Source organism: Fischerella sp. PCC 9605 (assembly GCF_000517105.1).
Lineage (GTDB): Bacteria > Cyanobacteriota > Cyanobacteriia > Cyanobacteriales > Nostocaceae > PCC9605.
This window is the reverse complement of the sequence record NZ_KI912149.1, coordinates 523,644-544,011: the sequence shown is the minus strand read 5'-3', so window position 1 is coordinate 544,011 and position 20,368 is coordinate 523,644. Positions and strand designations below refer to the sequence as shown.

16 protein-coding genes and 1 pseudogene are annotated in these 20,368 nt (G+C 43.0%); 6 read left to right on the top strand and 11 right to left on the bottom strand.

The genetic code is table 11. The features are described 5' to 3' along the window. The first annotated feature begins 384 nt into the window (after nucleotides 1-384). The gene (locus tag FIS9605_RS0117305) at nucleotides 385-1,164 is read left to right on the top strand and encodes an MBL fold metallo-hydrolase (protein ID WP_026733728.1); all 780 of its coding nucleotides are present in this window, start codon (nucleotides 385-387) and stop codon (nucleotides 1,162-1,164) included. Nucleotides 1,165-1,260: 96 nt separating this feature from the next. Beyond that, nucleotides 1,261-1,899: a transaldolase family protein gene (locus tag FIS9605_RS0117300; protein WP_026733727.1), complete on the top strand. Its 639-nt coding sequence runs from the start codon at nucleotides 1,261-1,263 to the stop codon at nucleotides 1,897-1,899. A 229-nt stretch (nucleotides 1,900-2,128) separates the two neighbouring features. On the opposite strand, the gene FIS9605_RS0117295 is transcribed toward FIS9605_RS0117300, so the two are convergent. Continuing rightward, complete coding sequence (locus tag FIS9605_RS0117295; RefSeq protein ID WP_026733726.1) at nucleotides 2,129-2,584, bottom strand: hypothetical protein; 456 nt, start codon at nucleotides 2,582-2,584, stop codon at nucleotides 2,129-2,131. Nucleotides 2,585-2,938: 354 nt separating this feature from the next. On the opposite strand from FIS9605_RS0117295, the gene FIS9605_RS0117290 reads away from it, so the two are divergent. Beyond that, a complete protein-coding gene (locus tag FIS9605_RS0117290) occupies nucleotides 2,939-4,948 on the top strand; it encodes a glycoside hydrolase family 10 protein (RefSeq protein ID WP_026733725.1) in 2,010 nt (669 codons plus the stop codon). Between the two features lie 310 nt (nucleotides 4,949-5,258). On the opposite strand, the gene FIS9605_RS0117285 is transcribed toward FIS9605_RS0117290, so the two are convergent. The 6 genes from FIS9605_RS0117285 to FIS9605_RS46635 form a co-directional block, all read right to left on the bottom strand. Further along, on the bottom strand, nucleotides 5,259-5,447 hold the full coding sequence (locus FIS9605_RS0117285; protein ID WP_026733724.1) for a helix-turn-helix domain-containing protein: 189 nt from the start codon (nucleotides 5,445-5,447) through the stop codon (nucleotides 5,259-5,261). Between the two features lie 315 nt (nucleotides 5,448-5,762). Then, nucleotides 5,763-6,269: a hypothetical protein gene (locus FIS9605_RS0117280; protein ID WP_035139918.1), complete on the bottom strand. Its 507-nt coding sequence runs from the start codon at nucleotides 6,267-6,269 to the stop codon at nucleotides 5,763-5,765. A 56-nt stretch (nucleotides 6,270-6,325) separates the two neighbouring features. Further along, on the bottom strand, nucleotides 6,326-6,514 hold the full coding sequence (rpsU, locus tag FIS9605_RS0117275) for a 30S ribosomal protein S21 (RefSeq protein WP_026733722.1): 189 nt from the start codon (nucleotides 6,512-6,514) through the stop codon (nucleotides 6,326-6,328). 125 nt (nucleotides 6,515-6,639) lie between these two features. Continuing rightward, the gene (locus tag FIS9605_RS0117270; protein WP_026733721.1) at nucleotides 6,640-6,948 is read right to left on the bottom strand and encodes an RNA recognition motif domain-containing protein; all 309 of its coding nucleotides are present in this window, start codon (nucleotides 6,946-6,948) and stop codon (nucleotides 6,640-6,642) included. A gap of 245 nt (nucleotides 6,949-7,193) precedes the next feature. Further along, a complete protein-coding gene (locus FIS9605_RS44105; protein WP_051470047.1) occupies nucleotides 7,194-10,535 on the bottom strand; it encodes a PAS domain S-box protein in 3,342 nt (1,113 codons plus the stop codon). A 276-nt stretch (nucleotides 10,536-10,811) separates the two neighbouring features. Then, entirely contained in the window at nucleotides 10,812-11,018 is a 207-nt protein-coding gene (locus tag FIS9605_RS46635; protein WP_026733720.1) for a hypothetical protein, read from the bottom strand. Nucleotides 11,019-11,182: 164 nt separating this feature from the next. Between FIS9605_RS46635 and FIS9605_RS0117255 the strand changes: the two genes are divergently transcribed. The 3 genes from FIS9605_RS0117255 (at nucleotide 11,183) to FIS9605_RS0117240 (ending at nucleotide 15,927) form a co-directional block, all read left to right on the top strand. Further along, a complete protein-coding gene (locus tag FIS9605_RS0117255; protein ID WP_026733719.1) occupies nucleotides 11,183-13,489 on the top strand; it encodes an ATP-binding protein in 2,307 nt (768 codons plus the stop codon). Between the two features lie 61 nt (nucleotides 13,490-13,550). Beyond that, nucleotides 13,551-13,994: a response regulator gene (locus FIS9605_RS0117250; protein WP_026733718.1), complete on the top strand. Its 444-nt coding sequence runs from the start codon at nucleotides 13,551-13,553 to the stop codon at nucleotides 13,992-13,994. Between the two features lie 217 nt (nucleotides 13,995-14,211). Next, entirely contained in the window at nucleotides 14,212-15,927 is a 1,716-nt protein-coding gene (locus FIS9605_RS0117240) for a hybrid sensor histidine kinase/response regulator (protein WP_026733717.1), read from the top strand. 89 nt (nucleotides 15,928-16,016) lie between these two features. Here FIS9605_RS0117240 and FIS9605_RS0117235 read toward each other — a convergent pair whose 3' ends face one another. The 4 genes and pseudogenes from FIS9605_RS0117235 to FIS9605_RS0117220 all read right to left on the bottom strand — a co-directional run. After that, nucleotides 16,017-16,580 carry a hypothetical protein gene (locus tag FIS9605_RS0117235; protein WP_026733716.1) on the bottom strand — a complete coding sequence of 188 codons (564 nt, stop codon included), beginning with the start codon at nucleotides 16,578-16,580 and terminating at the stop codon, nucleotides 16,017-16,019. 228 nt (nucleotides 16,581-16,808) lie between these two features. Next, entirely contained in the window at nucleotides 16,809-18,149 is a 1,341-nt protein-coding gene (locus FIS9605_RS0117230) for a TldD/PmbA family protein (protein ID WP_026733715.1), read from the bottom strand. 121 nt (nucleotides 18,150-18,270) lie between these two features. Next, the gene (locus tag FIS9605_RS0117225; RefSeq protein WP_026733714.1) at nucleotides 18,271-19,743 is read right to left on the bottom strand and encodes a TldD/PmbA family protein; all 1,473 of its coding nucleotides are present in this window, start codon (nucleotides 19,741-19,743) and stop codon (nucleotides 18,271-18,273) included. Nucleotides 19,744-19,813: 70 nt separating this feature from the next. Next, nucleotides 19,814-20,041: pseudogene (locus FIS9605_RS0117220) on the bottom strand (IS110 family transposase); the annotation flags it as partial. Between the last annotated feature and the right edge of the window lie 327 nt (nucleotides 20,042-20,368).

Genomic DNA, 20,368 nt, shown 5'->3' with positions numbered 1-20,368 from the left:
CTGTCTCCTGCCCTCTAAAAAAACTTTAGTTATGGGTTTAAAGCCCATTTAAAAAAAAAGATGTTTTTCGAGACGCGTAGCGCCAGGAAAAACGGCGTCCACAGCCTAAGTCCCACGTTTTTAAACGTGGGAACATAGCTGCCCGATGCCCTCAGCATAGATGCCTTCTGAATTGAAAATGCATATAGTTAGAATTACCAGATAAATTGAATACAAGTGTTGTCTCTCAAACTGTAAGAAATCGAACACAATTGAACGCAGATTTGTCTATGATAATTTTAATTTTAAAGTCCTCGACCAAATTATATGAGTATTAGGTTAATAGAAGGTTATTAAATGATAAGTATAAAATGAATAAAGGCAGGCGTTATCCTCACAAAGATTATGCACTTAACATACTTAGACAGCAATAGTTGGCTTTTTGAAATCGGAAGCAAACGGATACTACTTGACCCTTGGTTAGTTGGTTCGCTAACTTTCGGCAATTTGGATTGGTTTTTTAAAGGTTCTCGACCTCAAGAACATCCAATTCCAGAAAACATTGACCTAATTTTGCTGTCTCAGGGATTAGAAGATCATGCTCATCCACCAACACTCAAACAACTTGACCGCAACATTCCAGTAGTAGCTTCTCCCAATGCTGCCAAGGTAGTGCAGCAGTTAGGTTACACCCAGATAATATCACTTGCTCATGGTGAAACTTTTACGTTGAATGCAAGTATAGAAATCAAGGCAACTCCCGGCTCTCAAATTGGCCCGACTTTGGTAGAAAATGGTTATCTCCTCAAAGAGTTAGAAAGTGGCTTTACTCTCTATTATGAACCGCACGGATATCATTCCCCATCACTTAAAGAAGTTGCCCCTGTAGATGTTGTTATTACTCCACTTGTTGACTTGGCTTTGCCTTTAGTTGGACCGATTCTCAGGGGTAATAAAAATGCTCTAGAACTAGCCCAGTGGTTGCAACCCCAAGTTATGCTACCAACAGCAGGCGGAGGCGATGTAATTTTTGAAGGTTTCCTGACAAAATTTCTGCAAACAAAAGGAAGCATTGATGAATTTCGTTCGTTACTAGCAAAGAACAATCTTTCAGTGCAGGTGATAGAACCTAAGTCACGCGATCGCTTTGAGTTGCAATTACAAAAACGAGCATTAGCAATTTAATTGCTATCTTTGTGTCTTGGTGTCTTGGTGGTGAAAAAATTTTTTTAAAACACTAAGACACTAACCAGAAACTATTGATTTGATGAGGGGAGAGTCATGGCATTATATTTAGACTCAGCGATCGCATCAGAAGCAGAAATTGCCAAGCGAATGGGTTGGGTGAAAGGCATCACCACAAATCCCACCTTGTTAGCTCAAAGTAGTGCCCCACCAGAGATGACACTGAAAAAATTAGCTGCCTTGACAAATGGGCCATTATATTATCAGCTAACAGCCTCTGATTTTGATGGGATGGTTCAGGAAGGAAAAAAAGCTTTCGAGATTATCGGTGAACAGACAATATTAAAGATACCAGCAACACCAGTAGGCTTTGAAGTGGTAGCCTGTTTATCATCTCAGATTACTTGCTCAGTAACAGCGATTTACAGCGCATCTCAGGCAGCAGTAGCAAAAGAGGCAGGTGCTAAAATTGCGATCGCTTATGTAAATCGTGCGACTCGCTTGTTGGGTGATGGCATTGCCTTAGTACGGGATATGGCTAGTATACTGGCTGGCAGTGAGACTGAGATTTTAGCCGCTAGCATCAAATCACCTCAAGAAGCAGCCGCATCGCTACAAGCAGGGGCGCATCATTTAACTTTACCTTTGGCAATGTTGCAGGCGATCGCCACCCATGAGTTATCGCAGAAAACTATTGAAGAGTTTGCTAAAAACGGTATTGGTTTAAAGATTTAGTGGCTTGGTACAACGATGATGTATTTTTCTTAGTGTCTCTGTATCTTGGTAGTTCACTAGCTTCTGTATTCCTAACGACAGTTTGTTGTGATCTAACGACAGCTTGTTGTGACGTAACGACAGCTTTTAGAGTGGTGACAACTGGTGAACCGTAAACAGGTCGGTAGAGAGACAAAGTTGTATATTGCTGGAATGTTGATTTAAAACTTTCCCCATTACCCTTTCCCCTTTACCCTTCATTCTTTTTTGTGTAACCCAATACCCAATTAAGTGGCTGCTTTAACTCTGTGTGCTTGCCTTGAAGCATTAACCACAAAGCCATCCGAGTTTGCAACCATCCTTTAATTAGATAATATTCTGGCTTGGCATTCATACCTTCAACAGAGTTTTGACTGCCAGTTGTCATGACTCCGCAGATCGTGTCAATTCCCTCTATTGTCACGTAAAAAAAATGGTCATTGACATATCCTCTGGGAATCATGAAGATTGCATACACATGATGCCGACCGCGCCAAGGCTCAACTACTATTTTTACGGGGTGTGTGTAATATTTACTACTTTGTGGGCTGTGAAATCCCCATTGCTGACAACTTATTACAGGCGATCGCTGTGAAACATAAGAGAAGCCAAGGATGCCAAGTAGGGTCAACGTAAATAATAGATAGATGAGATTACGTTTTTGCACTGGCGAGATAGACTTTCCTCTATGTAGACTATATCTGACAAGGCTAGCAAAGGGGTCAAGAAGTAGAAGACAAGCTGATTACAAATTTCTTCTTTGAGCAAAAAATTAGTTTTATCAGGTCGCGGGATTGGGGATTGGGTAAAGGTTAAAGGGTAAAGGGTAAAGGAATTTATTAACCTTTCACCTTTCCCCTTTTCCCCTTGCCCCAGTCCCCTTGAAAATATTGCGAAATGCACAGATAGCAATTTGTAGACCTATTTGTTTACTTTTATGTGAGGATTGTTTGCATAGGAGAAAGATGTTTTAAAAATTACAAAACTGATTAAAATCAAAGCAAACTAGCTGGAATTGTATATGGTATCAACTTCTACTCAGTTTTCGGATATTAAAAATCATTGGGCGCGTGCTTTTATCGAAGTCTTTGCTCAGCGTGGCTTTGTGAGTGGATATCGTGATGGTACGTTTCGCCCGGACAATTCAGTGACTCGTGCTGAGTTTGCTGCCATTATTGCCAAAGTATTTACGCAACCTTCCAAGCGAGAGTATGTCCCATTTACTGATGTTCCAGAGAGTCACTGGGCAGCAAATGCAATAAAAAAAGCTTACGAAACAGGATTTCTGTCTGGGTATCCCGATCGCAGTTTCCGTCCTAACGATCGCATCGCTAGGAGCGATGTTTTGGTTGCTTTGGTCAGTGGCTTAGACCTTGCCGCCGATATCGAACCGGATCTGCTGACAGCACTTCCCCTCATTTACCAAGATGCAGCGAATATTCCTGGATATGCCAGAAAAGCAGTAGCTATTGCTACTCGTGCTGGTATAGTTGCTAGCTATCCCAACGTGAAATTACTTAACCCTAAAGTAGCAGCAACTCGGGCTGATGTTGCAGTGATAGTTTATCAAGCGTTGGTATATCAGGGGAAAGCTGAAAAAATTCCCTCAAACTACATTGTTGTTCCTCCAGAACCAGGAAACACACCCCCAGCTATCAACGTCAGTCATCGCCGGGAATTTCGGGGGGCTTGGGTAGCCTGCGTGTGGAATGGTGATTGGCCTAAGGCAGGACTTTCAGTAGCGCAACAAAAAGCCGAGTTAATCAAGATTATTGAAAAATTACAAGCCCTGAATTTCAACGCCCTGGTTTTGCAGGTACGACCAGAGGGAGATGCAATGTATGCTTCCCAATTGGAACCGTGGAGTGTTTGGCTAACGGGAACTCAAGGTCAAGCGCCAAACCCATTCTATGACCCATTGGAATTTGCGATCGCTGAATGCCACAAACGCAATATCGAACTTCATGCTTGGTTCAACCCTTACCGCGCTAGCACTTCCAAGCAAAGAAAAAATGTCCGTCCCCACATTGCGGTGACTAATCCTGAAGTCGTTTACGAATGGGGCACTCAACTATGGATGGATCCAGGGGCGAAAATCGTTCAGGATCGGGCTTACAACGTGATTATAGATGTGGTGAGGCGCTATGATGTCGATGCCATTCATCTAGATGACTATTTTTATCCCTATCCCATCGAAGGTCAATCCTTCCCCGACAACAAAACTTACTCTGCTTACAAGGCGGCTGGCGGTACACTCAGCGTCGGTGATTGGCGACGGGATAATGTCAATAAAATGGTACTGCGCCTCTCGCAGGGAATTAAGGCAACCAAGCCCTACGTTAAGTTTGGCATTAGTCCCTTTGGCATTTACCGCCCTGGACAACCCCCTGGCATTACCGGCTTAGACGCCTACAGCGTGCTGTATGCCGACTCCAAGAAGTGGCTAGAACAAGGCTGGATTGATTACGTAGCCCCCCAACTTTACTGGCGCACAGATCAAACACAACAAAGTTATTCTGCTTTGCTGAAGTGGTGGACGGAGGTGAACTCCAAGAAGCGACACATTTACGCAGGTAACAATCTCGAAGAACCAAGCGGTAAGAGTCGGGATAATGACGAAATTGAAAAGCAGATTAAAATTAGTCGCAGCCAGTTTGAGCAATTATCATTGGGGAATATTTTCTTTAATCTGAGCGTGCTGATGGAAAATCGTCAGGGCATCACTGATAAGTTCCAATCATTACTTTATAACAGACCAGCGTTAGTTCCCACTTTGTCTTGGCAGAATGTAGCACCACCAGCACCTCCCACTGCCCTGCAAGTTAACAGCCGCAAACTGACTTGGAAACCGGGCGATAACAGCCAAATTCGTTCTTGGACACTTTATAGGCAAAGTGGCGATACTTGGACACTCCAGCGAGTTTTGCCTGCTAACACCACCTTTGCCACCGTTGAACCGGGAACCTATGCCGTATGTGCAGTAGGTAGGTTGGCCAATGAAAGTGTGGGAGTGATTATATCGGTGAGTTAGCAGATTACGCAGCGCCAATCATAGCTGAAGGCATCTAGTTTTACCCCAGGTAATAAAAAGCGCTCAGTAGTGAGAGACTAATACTCAGAGCGCCTACTTAATAATTGCTTTGTTCTGTCAGGGAATAGCCGATTAATAGCGGCAAGTCCTGCGCGAACGCCCTACGGGCATCTACGCAAACTAACAGAAACCTTTAAACTAAGCCCAATGGGTAAAAGCCTCTCTAACCAAAGGTTTCAGTTTTACTCTGAGAAGAGCGATCGCACAAAGATTGAGAACTGCATTAATACGCGATTTAGCCCTGATACCCTTAGAGTCTGTAATCAGAGGTAGGACGTTGCCTGACTTGATATGCTCTTAATCCTGCTTGAGAAATTACAGTTCTCCTACCTCTTCTAAAAGCAGGGATTTGTCCTTTTTGCACAGCTACATACAAAGCGCTTTGACTCACGCCCAAACGTCTTGCTGCTTCTGCCAGTGAAATACCTTGCATCTGCATATGCTGTTGCCTTCCTTGCAATCGTAATTAGATTGCTATCTAATTAAATTGTAACTAACTATTGAAAAATGTTAAAAAAAATAAATAATTGAGCAGAAATGCGTAACGTGAAAGTCATGCATTTCTGCTCGACCCTTTGCAGTAAAGACAGGCGAACGCATAAGCAATTGTTTACTGAGAAGACTCTTTCACCTGAGGTAAATGAGTCTGCAATCCGTTTTGAAATTCCCTAAGAGCTTCTCTAGCATTAGGTGTTATAGCAGCTTGAAGCATTAGAACTAATAGGGGTAGAACTGAAAATCAGAGGTGTTACCCCTAACAGAACATTGTTAAGTTCGCAAGTTCCCAAGCTTTCTCAGTCCATGCTTGATTAAGTAACCCGACTGCTGGCATTTGAAATTCAAATGGATGGGGTGGTGACACCAGCAACGAGGGTGAACCTTTGTCATAAGCCTCAACTAAGCTAACTATCCAAGGGAGAAAGTCTAAGATTTCCCTTGGCAATAAAGTTAACTCGAAGTTCCATGCTCGATTAAGACCTCGATATTTTAGCCCCTTTTTTACTATCATGTCTCGAAAAGCACTCTTGTTAATAGCCAGACGAAGAATGAACGGGCGTAATGGGATAAATTCATCAGGTGCTGTGTAAGCGTAAACATTCATATAGTTCAGTCGTTGCCGATCGTCCACCCAAAATACGATCGGGGAATTACTGCTATAGGATGCACCAGTTACTCTCATCGGCACATTCATAGCAGCAGCGAAGAGAGAGTAGAACTTAAGCCTTAGTTCGCTAACAGTGTGTTTGGCTTCTGGAGTCACGGTTGCTACAGATATTAAGAAAATAATTGCGTGGCTTCATTGACTGACACTTGTCCTCAATTGCGGAAACGTTTCTTACGCTGCTTGTGCTTGGCAACTTCTTTGCGCTTGCGTTTTTGCCCTGGCGTTTCAAAATGACGATGTTTCTTTATATCTGGAAAAATCCCAGCCTTGGAAACTTGTCGCTTAAATCGACGCAAGGCTGACTCGATTCCTTCATTTTCGCCCACAACTATTTGGGTCATTCTATCTCCTATTTAATTGGTACTGGGTAGTTTGTAAGCCATCCAGTAGACCAGAGCGCGAAAAAAAAAGGGCAGACTCCTTGTCTGCCCGAGAGACCTTAGAGTTAAATTGCTTGTCTCAAACCTTAGTAGCGTCGAAAGTATCCTCCACCATTGTTTCCTCCGCGTCTACCACCGGATGAACCTCTGTCTTCACGCGGCTTAGCCTTATTAACCTTCAGGTTACGACCCATCCACTCAGCGCCATCAAGAGCCTCAATTGCCGCTGCTTCTTCGGCATCTGTTCCCATTTCTACAAAGGCAAAACCTCGCACACGGCCAGTTTCCCGGTCTGTAGGCAGTTGAACGCTCTTAACAGTTCCATATTCTGAAAAGACTTGTTTGAGGTTTTCTTGCTCAACCTCATAGGACAGATTGCCGACATAAATTGACATAAAATATCTCCAGAATCAAATGGTGTAGAGAGTTAGATTCGGAGAGAGGCTTGTAAATAGAGAAAAACAAACTGCACACAACCGAATATAATCCTTGGAACTAACAATAACATAAATCTACAAATGCTCGTATGTTATAGCGGCGCAATTTCTTTAGCAACCTCTCCAACACCAGCACTTCTGCTAGTATTTACCCATTACCCATTACCAACCTAGGCGACAGTATAAGTATTCAAACGGACACGTTATTTACTCACGATCAACGGCAATCTGATTGTAAATGTTGCCCCTAGTTGCTCTCCCTGACTTTCTGCTTGTACGCAACCTCTGTGTAGCTTTGTCAAATAGTGAACAATGGCTAATCCTAGCCCTAGTCCACCAAACTCCCTGCTTGTAGAGCTACTTTCTTGGCTAAAGCGTTTAAAAACATGAGGAAGAAACTCGGGACTGATACCTTTGCCTGTATCGCTTACCTGAATTTGAGCATAACAGTCACAGTACTCTAGTTTGACCGTGACCTGTCCTCCTTCAGGAGTGAATTTTACTGCGTTCGAGAGCAAATTCCAAACCACTTGTTGCAAACGGTTTGAGTCTCCCTCAACTTGGTTGGGAGCAGAATCTAAAAAAGTTTGAATTTGGATGGCTTTGGCTTGTGCTGCTAAACGAATCTCCTCCAGCGCGTTCTCAATCACGGCAACTAAATTCACTGGTTTAAAATGCAAACTCAGCTTGCCTTGAATGATCCGAGACACATCCAGTAAGTCTTCGATGAGTTGAGTCTGTAACTTGGCGTTGCGCTCAATTGTTTCTAGGGCGCGATCTGTTGTTGCTTGATCGAACTTTCGCGATCGCAAAAGCTGTGCCCAGGCCAGAATTGGGTTCAGGGGAGAACGGAGTTCATGAGAGAGAACTGCCAAAAATTCATCTTTGATTCGGCTTGCTGTTTCTGCTGCTTCTTTTGCCTGCTGCAATTCTAATTCTGCTTGTTTGCGATCGTTGATGTTAAAGCAAGTACCAATCAGGCGATAGATGCGTGAGTTGCTGTCTCGTAATGGGGTTAGGTTTGTGATCCACCAGGTTTTTTTGCCTTCGAGTACAAGGCACTCTTCATAACTAATGCGCTTTCCGGCTTCAATACATTGACGATACCGTTGAGTTACAGCCTGTGCCATTTCCGGAATAAGTACTTGCTCCGGGGTTTTGCCGCTTAATGCTGAAGATTCCAGTCCAGATATCCGTTCGTGGGCAGGGTTAATTCCGACATAGCGAAATCCTCCATCCTCTAGCACATCAACGATAAAAACTGCTGCTTCAATTCCTTCATAGATACTGCGTAAAAACTGTTCGCTTTCTCGAAGTGCTTCCTCTGTGTGTCTGCGATCGGTTACATCCAGTGATGTTCCAATTAGCTTCATGACTTGTCCCCGCTCATTGACAACAGGTTCTCCGCGAGAATCCAAATATCGAATTGAACCATCTGGTCGCACAATCCGTAGATCAAAGGTGTAAGGAACTTTCTGCGCGATCGCTAGTTCAACAGCTTGGGACAGAATCTCTCGATCTTCTGGAGTAACCCTCTCAAGCAGTTCACCATAACTCGGTTCGCCTTGGGTCGGATCAAATCCCCAATGCTGAAACGTAGTCTCTGACCAGCTAATTTTCTGGCTGTTTAAATCAAACTCCCAACTACCAACTTGAGCAACTCTTTGAGCCATTGCTAAATGAGTTTCACTCTGCCGCAGAGCCTCTTCTGCCTGTTTGCGAGCCGTGATGTCAAATCCAACGATAGTTACAATCCAATAACCTTCTGCTTCATTCCAACGAGAAGTGATGGTTTCTGCCACCCAACGCAGGGAACCATCTTTGTGAGAGAAGCGGTACTCAATTGTAACGGTTTTCCCTGCGAAGATTGCTGCAAATGCCTGTGAACAGACAGCCTCTAAATCTTCAGGAGGAATTCGTGACACCCAGATTTCTGGGGTGAGTTCTGCGGGTGTATAGCCAAAGACTGTTTCATAACCCGCAGATTGATAGTCAATTTCTCGGTGACGATCGGGGTAAAAGCGATAACTACCAATTGAGGCTCCAGCAGAGTTGAGGATATCATTTAACCTAGTTTCCGAAGCTTGCAGGTCTTGTTCCAGCTGTTTGCGCTGAGTGATATCGCGGAAAAAAATGTTCAGTCCATCTTCAGAGGGATAAGCATGAATTTCTAACCAGACATTGAGGGGTTCATAGAGAATTTCAAAATGGACTGCAACTTGCTCAGTTACGGCACGGTGATATTCTTGTTCTACTTGCGTTCCCACTGACCAAGGCCACTGCTCCCAGAAATTCTTGCCAACGATCTCGGCGGCTGTTTGCCCGTTATTTCTGGCAACTTTTTGATTAACATACACAATCTGCCAGTCTTTGTCTAATGCTATAAAGCCGTCGGTAATGCTTTCTAGGATAGTGTGAAGCCGATCGCGTGCCGCTTCACTGACCACCCGTAACCGTCGCTCGTACTCTGTGGTTTCTTGGCAAAGTTGCGCTAGTTTCAAATTGGCGCTGTCCAGTTCTGCCAAGGTTTCGGTGCGTTTGCGTTCTTCTTCACAGACACGAGCATTGGCGATCGCATTTTTGATTTCTGTGGCAACCAATTCAAAAAAAGCCCGGTAATCTTCATCTAAGGCACGTCTATTATTGACCCCAACTACCAAAATTCCCACTGGCTGCTTTTTACCAGGTTGTGCTATGGGCAACACTAAAGCTGTCTGTGTTGGCTCTGCCCAACTTCCTGTTCGCAAACAATCGCAACGATTGGGTAGGTTATCTATTACCACAGGCTGTCCTGTTTCGATTACTTTGGCAAAATGCCAAATCATATCACTTGATAAATCTATTACTTTTATCTTAGTTGTATTTACTGTTATACAGCCTACTTGTTCTACCAATTGTGCTTTGTTTCCAGGCTCTATTAAATACAATAGAGCGAAAGGTATATCAGTAGGATTGCTAGCCAAACTTTCCATTACTAAACGGCAGGCATCCCTCACTGTTGCAGCATCACTACTTCTTGCTGCTAAGTCCCGTATGGTTTTCAAACGCCGTTGACCTATGACAGTTTGAGTTCTATTGGTACAGTTAACAAATATACCTCCCACATTACCGCTTTCATTACGGATAGGACTGTAGGAAAAAGTCATGTAGACTTCTTCCAGATATCCGCTGCGGTTTATAAATAGTTGCATGTCTTCCGAGATAGCGGGTTCACCAGTATCTATGACTCTCTCAAGCTTAGACCTGATGGCAAGCCAAAGTTCTGGCCAGACTTGGGTAATTGTTTGTCCGAGCGCATGAGGATGCTTTTCTGCAAGGATAGGAATATAAGCATCGTTGTAGAATTTGATGAACTCGGTTCCCCAATAAATCACGCTGGGAGAGCAGGAGTTAAGTAGAATACTGACGGCTGTACGCAAGCTTTGAGGCCAATTTTCTACAGAACTAAGGTAAGTGTTTGCCCAGTCAAAGCGACGCATTAAAGCACCCATCTGTCCACCGCCAGCAAATACGCCCTCCAGAGAATTCGCTTGTTGCTGGATCATCTCAAGCGCTCCTTATTGGGAAGTTGTTGATGAGAAGGTGTTGAGCTTTATTTTTTTGCTGGTGCAGCATGCTACTAATTCTTGCCATTGTTAAAGGAGAAGAAATTGCTTGCCCGTTTTCCTATTGATCAATCGTTGGTAAGGTTTACCTTCCACTCGGTGGCAAATGTCTCCTGAATCAGTTCCAACTCCAACAGGAGTTTTCGCATGAGCTTACCTAAGCTATGGCTATATATAATGTCATGAAATTTTGTTACGTTAACCTTATACCTCCCTTTAGAGAGAATAATTTATTTCCTTAACAAAATTGCATCCCTCAAAAGGCATAAACAGGGGACTGGGGACTGGGGCAAGGGGCAAAGAAACTGGAAAAGTAAAAAGTAAAAAGTAAAAAGGTAAAAGAAAAAATTCTTTCTTTTTACTTTTAGCTTTTAATTTTTGACTTATTTTTGCCCAATCCCCAATACCCTCGAAAATTTTCACTCTTTAGGATGACGTATCAAGAGTTTTTTCTCTTTAATTTAGATTTACATCTATGCAATTTTTTTAAAAAATATTAAAATTATAAAGAGTTAGCACAATTTGGGGTAATGCAAACAAAACCCCAAAGTGTAATTAAAGTAAAGTTCTGTTGTAAATCCCGTTGTTTGGAGTTGCTCTCGACTAGCCACGACGAACTAATTCTTAATCCTGGCTTGATTCAGCCTCATGGTTTACTATTGGCGCTTAGTACTCAGTTAGAGATACTAAAAGTTAGCAACAATAGCCAAGATTATTTGGGTAAACTGCCAGAGGAACTGCTTGGTCAACCGCTTAGTTATTTGCTTGATGCATCACAGCTAGAAGCGATCGCCCAGTGCTTGCAACAAGACTCTGAGGTTGTTAATTACCTGAAGTTGTCAATCTGCACAAGTGCAGGTGAACAATACTTTGACGGTTTTGTGCATCGGACAACAGATGCTGTGATTCTGGAGCTAGAATCAACTCACTCACAAGCCAAGGTAAATTTCTTGAATCTGCATACCTTGGTGAAAGGGGCGATCGCAAAATTAAAACGCACAACCAACCTGATAGAATTTTTACAATTAGCAGCAGTAGAAGTCCGAAGAATCACAGGCTATGACAGAGTTATGGTCTACCAATTCGACCACCAGGGAGCAGGGATGGTGATTGCTGAAGCCAAGCAAGAAGAGTTCTCACCTTATTTAGGACTCCACTATCCAGCGACAGACATTCCCGAGCAGGCGAGGGAGTTATATCGGCGCGGTTTGCTGCGATTTATACCTGATTTAAATGCCCAGCCTGTGGAGTTGATGCCTACAACAGATGTTACTCCAGTTGATTTAAGTCTGTCAGTGCTGCGAAGCGTTCATCCCTGTTGTGTGGAATTTCATCAAAACATGGGTGTGGCGGCTATTATGGTCATTTCGCTCATCCAAGATCAAAAGCTGTGGGGATTGATTTCTTGTCACCATCAAACTCCCAAGTTTGTCCCTTACGAAGTCCGGGCTGGCTGTGAATTGTTGGGACAGATCGTGTCATCTGAGTTAGCAAATAAAGTCATTCAGGAAGAAGTGGACTATAAAGCCAGATTGGAGTCTCTGCGTTCTGGTGTTGTGGAATCCATTTCTCAAGCAGATAATTTCAGGGATGCATTAGTTCAGCCTGAACCCCGCTTGCTGGGTGTTGTGGGTGCAACTGGAGCCGCAGTGTGTTTGGATCGGGAAATTACGCTAGTTGGGGCAACACCAGATATTGAAAATGTGCGATCGCTGATTGACTGGGCAGATACCCAAGTAAAAGACAATATATTTTATACCGATTCTCTACCAAAGCTTTATCCAGAGGCTCGCTCATGCAAAGATACAGCTAGTGGTTTGCTGCTACTACGGATTTCTAAACTGCGGCACTATTACATTCTGTGGTTTCGCCCTGAAGTCATCCGCACCGTGAACTGGGCAGGTAATCCCGATGAATCGATTCAGGTTCACTCAGATGGCAGTATCACCCTTTGTCCGAGAAAATCCTTTGCACAGTGGCAAGAAATCGTGCAATTAACTTCCGAACCCTGGAAGCAGTGCGAACTTGACAGCGCCCTCAGTCTTAGAAATGCGATCGTGGGTATTGTGTTGAAAAAGGCAGAAGAGTTAGCCAAGATTAACCTGGAGTTAGAACGCAGCAACCACGAACTCGCTTCATTTGCTTATGCTGCTTCCCACGACCTCAAAGAACCTTTGCGGGGCATCTATAATTACTCGACAATTCTGTTAGAAGACTATGCACCCGTGCTAGATGAGGATGGCATAGAGTTCTTGCAGACGATAGTGTCTTTGTCGGTGCGGATGGAAACTTTGATTAATGGTCTGTTGCGGCTATCGCAGCTAGGACAAGCGGAACTGCACCTACAAGCGACAGATTTAAACGAATTACTCAATCAAGTTATAAATGTCTTTCACGCTAGCCGTCAGCAAGCTAACCTCGATATTCGCATTAACAGACCTTTACCAACAATTCAGTGTGACCCAGTTCTTGTTAGCGAAGTCTTCAGTAATTTGATCGCTAATGCCTTTAAATACAACGACAAGGCAGAACAATGGGTTGAGATTGGCTATCTGGACAAAGAGGACACGGGTAATCTCCCCCCCTCTCCACGCCACATGCTACAACGGAGGGAACCTCCGCAACGCAGTGGCTCCCCTCCTCCTCTCTCCCCCTCCTCTTGTTCCCAATCCCCACCTATTTTCTACGTACAGGATAACGGCATCGGTATTCCACCCCATCACTACCAAACCATCTTCAAACTCTTTAAGCGGCTTCACTCTCAGGAAAAATACGGTGGTGGAACAGGTGCGGGACTAGCTATTGCCAAGAAGATTATTGAGCGTCACGGCGGTCGAATTTGGGTTGAGTCTACCGTAGGTGAAGGATCGACGTTTTACTTAACTCTGGAATAAGTTAAGATATATTAAAAAAAATTTCATTTTAATGCAAAATTTTTAAGACCGAAGACCGCTGATGACAACAAAACTTAACGATCCACTGCTGGTTGTTGAGGACAGCAATGAGGATTTTAGGATACTGCAACGCCTAATGCGGCGTATGGCTGTCAAAAATCCTATCTATCGCTGTACTAATGGGGATGAAGTTTTAGACTACCTTTATCAAGAAGGGAATTATAAAAACATAGATGTAGCGCCACGACCTTCTGTAATTTTGCTCGACCTGAATTTGCCAGGTATTGATGGTCGTGAAATTCTAGAACAGTTAAAGCAAGACAAGAGTTTCAAGGAGATTCCCGTCATTGTTTTCACCACATCATCTAACCCCAAGGATATTGAATTGTGTTACCAAAAGGGTGCAAATGGCTATCTGATCAAGCCTATGGATGCTCAAGAGCTTCAAAAGACTGTTCAAGCATTTGTAGACTATTGGCTGGAGGTTAATATACCACCTGTTTAGTTGGTGGTTAGTGGTTGGTGGTTAGTGGTTGGTGGTTAGTGGTTGGTGGTTGGTGGTTGGTGGTTGGTGGTTGCAGGAACAACCAACAAACAACAAACAACCAACAACAAACAACTAATGTTTAGATTTATTTTACATTTCTTTTAGTTTTTTTTTATAATTTCGCAATATATGGCAATGTTGAGTAAAGAGTTTTGTACCTCTGCCTCATATTCCTATGCCGTATGCCTCGACGCTACTCATCATTGATGACTGTGCAGCAGATCGGAAAATCTATCGTAGATTTCTTCAAAAAGATCCTCACCAGTCTTACCAAATTTTGGAGGCAGACTCGGCAGGGGATGCGCTTAGCTTGTGCCAAGAAACACGCTGCGATGTCATTCTGCTAGATTTTTGCTTGCCTGATATGAGCGGACTAGACTTTCTCGATCGGTTGAGGCGGCAAAAATTAGAGATATCCATACCCGTGATTATGCTGACAGGACGCGGCGATGAAGAGGTTGCCGTGCAAGCAATGAAAAGGGGTGTTCAGGATTATTTGGTTAAGCAACATGTGAAACCGGATGTATTGCAATTGGCAGTTCGCAACGCGATCAAGCAATCTTGGCTGCAAACACAGCTAAACAAAACTCAAGAACGACAACGCCTGATTGCCGCTATGCTGCTGCGAATTCGTCAGTCTCTCGATTTGGAGCAAATTTTGCATACGGCTGTGGTGGAAGTGCAGCAACTTCTCAAGTGCGATCGCGTCATGGTATGTCAATTGTTTCCAGAAATTGGTGTTAAGACTGTTGCTTGCTCCGGTGAGTGCTTAGAGACAACATATAATACCAACTCCGGAATTGCACGACCAGATCAGTTAATAACTGGTGGTTTTTTATCTCATTCTGGGTGGTTACAAACAAGTACTTGGCACAAGCAGAAAAGCAATTCTCTGATTTTTCCGCCAGTAACAGCCAAGGTATATGAAGCTGAGTTAAGCGATCGCTGCTTCAATTCGCTAGAGGCATTTTACAGTGAAACAAATCTCATAGTTCCCATAACTTTAAGTAACAATGGAGAATCAACATCAAAGCCTTGGGGTTTTTTGATTGCTGATGAATTTTCTCTAAAGCGAGAGTGGCAATCTGATGAACTAGAAATACTTCATGAAGTGTCAGTGCAACTAGCGATCGCCATTCAACAAGCGGAATTGCTAGCACAGACTCAAGCGGCGCTACAAAAAGAAAAGCAACTCAACACATTTAAATCGCAAATCGTCGCTACTATTTCCCACGAGTATCGAACGCCGTTAGCTTCTATCCTCGCTGCTGCGTCCACCCTCAAGCAACATGGTGAACTACTAGAGGAGTGTAAAAAACAGAAGTTTCTGCAAATCATTGAGCAGAAAGCACGACATATGTCCAAATTGATGGATGATATGCTAGTCGTGAATCAATTTGAATTAGATAAAGCCAAATTTAAGCCAATTCTGCTCGATTTGCTGCCTTTTTTCTCTGCTTTGATAGAAGAACAGCAAGAAATAGCAAGCGATCGCCATGAATTAATTTTTAACTGTACTGGTAATTACAAGGGTTTTTGGGGCGATCGGGGACTTTTGCGACTAATTTTTACTAACTTAATGTCGAATGCGATTAAATACTCTCCGAATGGAGGCAAGGTAGAGTTTCACCTGATTGGGAAAGAATCGCAGATTATATTTTACGTTCAAGATTGGGGAATAGGTATACCAATAGAAGACCAAGAAAACTTGTTTCAACCCTTCAGTCGTGGAAGTAACGTTGACACAATCTCTGGAACAGGTTTAGGGTTGGCGATCGCGAAAGCTTGCGTAGAGTTACATAGAGGTAGTATCGCTTTAGAAAGTCAAATTGGACTAGGAACCAAAGTCATAGTTTCCTTACCAAAGCGACATAATCAAGAGAGTAGTTAGTAGTTAGTAATTAGTGGTTGGTGGTTAGTGGTTAGTATTTATTTCCCTACTCCCCCCATCTCCCCATCTCCCCATCTCCCCACTCTTTCCTATGGTTCATATTTCACTATTGCTTGTCGTCCTAATATTGAGTTCGCACAATCTACACTGCCTGTCACTAATTTACAAGTCTCTCTTACCTCTGAAACTCCGACAACAACTCGAACATATAATCCATCATCTAACTCAGTCTTTGATACTTCATATAAAAATCTTTTCTTAGGATGTGCAGATAGCGAAGCGGCTAATGCAGGTGTTGCACAAATAATAGCTTTTTTGCCAGAAGGTACATAGTAGTCAATAAAAAAATCACGGTCTTTTTTATCGTTGTTCCAGCCACTATATAAAAGCTTTGAAGACCAAGTTATGCATCTCAAATCAGGCCCTTTATCATTAAAACCTTTTTGAAAAACTACTTTAGAAATCCCAAAATTCTTGTTTTCTTTTTGATGTTTTTCTTTCAATATTTTCATTGTGTAATCAATATCTATAACTCTAGCTCGAAATATATCAACTAAAAAGAAGGTAAATAACAATAGTGAAGTTAACCCTAAGCCGATTGTGGGTGGCAATACACGACTTCTAAGAGCATCAGGTATAATTATTTTTTTCATAAGTTTAAGTGCTGTACAATCAAAACTACAACTACCTTAACTTACAAATATATAGTTGCAATTACTGCTCAATCTGCACATGAAAATTTTGCACCGAGACTCTGCGCCCCTGGTGCATTTTAAATTGCTACTCTTTTACATAAAATTGAAGAAGGAAGAAAAACCCTTCCTTCTATAAATTAGAAATTATAAATTCTCAAAAGTTTGCTCATTCATAATTTCTAACTTTTATTCCCCTGTAATCGATAGTCCATCAACCCAGACACTTGGACAAACTCCTGCGGGAGTCAACTCTTCCTCTTTCTCTACAAAAATAATTGACTTCAACAGTTGTAGAAAATCACCAGCTACAGTTGCTGATTCAATACTTGTCTTGACGCCTTTGTTGACAATCCAACCATCAAACGGCAGAGAAAACGAACCTTGCAAAGACTTTACTCCTGCATGGAGAGCTTGTAAATCATCAATGAAAATCACATTTTCGGCAGTTTCCAAGCTCAACTCTTGTTCAGCTGGTGCGCTAGCAGAGACGTGATAAAAGTTGGGACTAACAGTAACTTTTGCACCAATATTAGCATTACCAGTGGGTTGGGCATTCATTCTTTTGGCAGTGCCTGCACTGTGGAGAAAGCCTTTTAAAACACCACTTTCAATCAACGAAATTCGGCGTGTCGGAGTTCCCTCACCATCGAAAGTTTCGGCAGCAACATTAGCAGGATGCAATTCATCATCACACACGCAAAGCAGAGGAGAAGCAATTTGTTTTCCTAAATCATCAGGAGTAGACAGGCTTTGTTTATCTAAAATATTCTGAGCATTAAACAAATTAGAAAAAGCACCCAAAAGACTTAAGAAAGCATCCGGTGAAAAAACAACAGTATATTTACCAGACTTGACTTTTTCATAGTTCAAATGGCTGATAGTTTTCTCTGTTGTTTCTTGAATACAACCGTTGACATCTAGCGAATCAAAACTGCGGCTAATTCTAAAAGCACCAGCACTACGTGGTTTTTTTCCGTTTTCCTCTGTTTTGCTGTAAAGATAAATCGATGCCACAGAACGAGACTCAGTTCTCATCGCACCATCGCTATTGAGATAGAATCTGTCAACATCTCTTTGTGCCAGATTATTATAAGGCACTCCCTGAATAGCCGGATGGGCTGCCAAGACTTCTTTTTCAGCCGCTAGCAAGCTTTCTATGAGCTGAGAAACTTGTGCTTGAGGAGATTTCTCAGAAGATTTATTGGGGATAGGAACAGTAGCTTCGGGACTAAAATCTGGAACATTCTCTTTTACACCAAAAAAACTAGCTTCATAGGCTGTTTTTAAAGCTAATTCCAATCCTTTGGGGTCTACATCTGTTGTACTAGTGACACCCATTGTCTTTTCTTCATTCCAAACGCGCACGGTGACACCAGAAAGATTTGAAGCTTTCACTTGCTTAGGCTCACCTTGATCTACTTGTACGCTAGTTTGGTCTACTGTAGAGCCATAGATGTCGAATTTTGTGATGCCAAGCTTTTGTGCACTTTCCTTGGCATAAGTTGCAATCTCGTTAATATTTGCCATACTCAACTTTGCAATTGAAATTTTGCAGCGCAGAAACTCTATTTTCTTCTTTGTGTCTTTGTGTCTTTGTGGTTTATCTGGTATTTTATTAACCACCAAGACACCAAGACACCAAAAATTCTTAGCGTCCACCAACGGTAATCGAATCAACCTTGATGTGAGGCTGTCCTACTGTGGTGTAAATACTGCCACTAATCGAGCCACAAAAACCTGGGGCTAAAGACAAATCTTGGGAACACATGGAAATTTTATTCATAATTTCCTTAGCTTCACCAATCAAGATAGCTCCCTTGAGTGGCTTGGTAATTTTGCCATTTTCAATTAGGTAAGCTTCGTCTACACCAAAGTTAAATTGACCTGTAGCGCCAACGCTACCACCACCCATTTTTTTACAGTAAATGCCTTTGTCAACAGAGGCAAATAAATCTTCTGTTGTGTATTCTCCAGGAGCAATGTAAGTATTACGCATCCGGCTAGCAGCAGCAAAGGTAAAATTCTGACGGCGTCCGCTACCGGTTCTGGGGTGTCCGGTACGCCAAGAACCAGATCTATCTGCCAAGAAGTTTTTGAGAACGCCTTTTTCAATCAATAGCGTTCTTTGGGCTGGCATACCTTCATCGTCCATGTCAATTGTGCCAAAGGCTTGTTCGGTACGCCCTTCATCCCAAGCTGTTAGGCTTTCGTGGGCAATTTTTTCGCCTTTTTTATCGGCAAAGGGAGAGGTTTTGCGTTCAATTTGCGTTGTTTCTAATAGATGTCCGCAAGCTTCATGGAAGATCACCCCACCAAAGTGATTAGCCATGATGATGGGATAAGTACCTGATTCTACGTAATCAGCGTAAAGCATTTTACCTGCGGTTTCGGAGATATGCTCGGCTGATTCTTGATAATCCCAGGTTTTCAAGAAGTTGGGATCGCTGGTGTTGCCGGCACGTTCACCGATGGAAGCACGATGAGCGCCGTCAGCACACAGGAGGCTAAATCCTACAGATTGGGTGAGGCGAATATCACGAGCAAAAGTGCCATCACTGGCTGCTACTAGGACTTCTTGCCAATCCCGGAAATAGGTAGCGCGGCGGGATTGGATATGTGTGGCTTTTTGTTGGAGTTGGGCAGTACCATCAAGAAGGATTTCTCCCATTTCCCGAATGGAACTACACAGAGATAACCAACCATCTTTACCTCTTTTGGTAGCGTAGTCTCTCAGTAGTTCCAGGTTGATTTCTGGGATGAAGGCGTTGGGAGCAGGTAGCTGCAAGCCCAAGATAGAAAGTCCTTTTTCTAAGGCGGCTTTCAAACCTGAAAAAGAAAGGTCATTAGTGCTGACGTAGCAGTCGCCATGTCCTTTAAATACTCTCACTCCTGCACCAGTGGAAAGACGGGGTGTGATGCTGGTGATTGCATCTTCTTCTGCAAGGCAACTGATGTAGTTGACACGCTCTAAGAAAAATTCGATGAAATCAGCACCAGCGGCGCGTCCAAGTCCTAGGAGGGTTGCCAAGGGAGCTTCCCAGGTTTCATCGAATCGTTCTGTAGTAGAGGTGTATTGCAGTGTTGGGAGTTGTTTAGACAGAAGTAGCGTGTTTGTTAGCATGGATAGCCTCTTGGTGCTGGCTTTTTCGGAGATTAGACTGAAATATCCAGGTGTGTTCACTCTAGCAAATTTACTCGTCATCCATCCGTACTAGCTCTTTGAACAGTAACTTGGCTGCTTTGGCTGATACACGCGATCGCACTAATTGCACTGGTTTACCTGCTGCTTTCTCGGCATCGAGGTATTCACCTAAACTTTTTCCAATTTCCGAATTGGGACGTTGACGCTTTGGTTCGATGCGGCTAAATACCCACTGCCATAAAGCTTTACGACACAAGGCAGAACCACCTACTACGCGGTGACTACATTTGTAAATATAACCAAAGTTAATGGTCAAAAGAAGGCTTATCTCGAAGATCCCCCCAACTTCTCGTGCCCTTTCCCCTTCCCCTCTCCCAAGTTGGGAGAGGGGCAGTTCTTGTGAGGTTTGTATTTCACTGAATTGAAAATAGCTATAAAAACCCTTTAACCTCTAACTTTTTCCCTTTACCAACTCTGGCAAAAGTCACTTTGGCAAGAGGTATATTGCTTGTGGTGTTTATAGGATGATTTGCGATCGCACCTGGCTAACCGATAGGGGGAGCAGTATAGCGAACAATCCTTCCAGAGATTTTTTTGTCGAGAT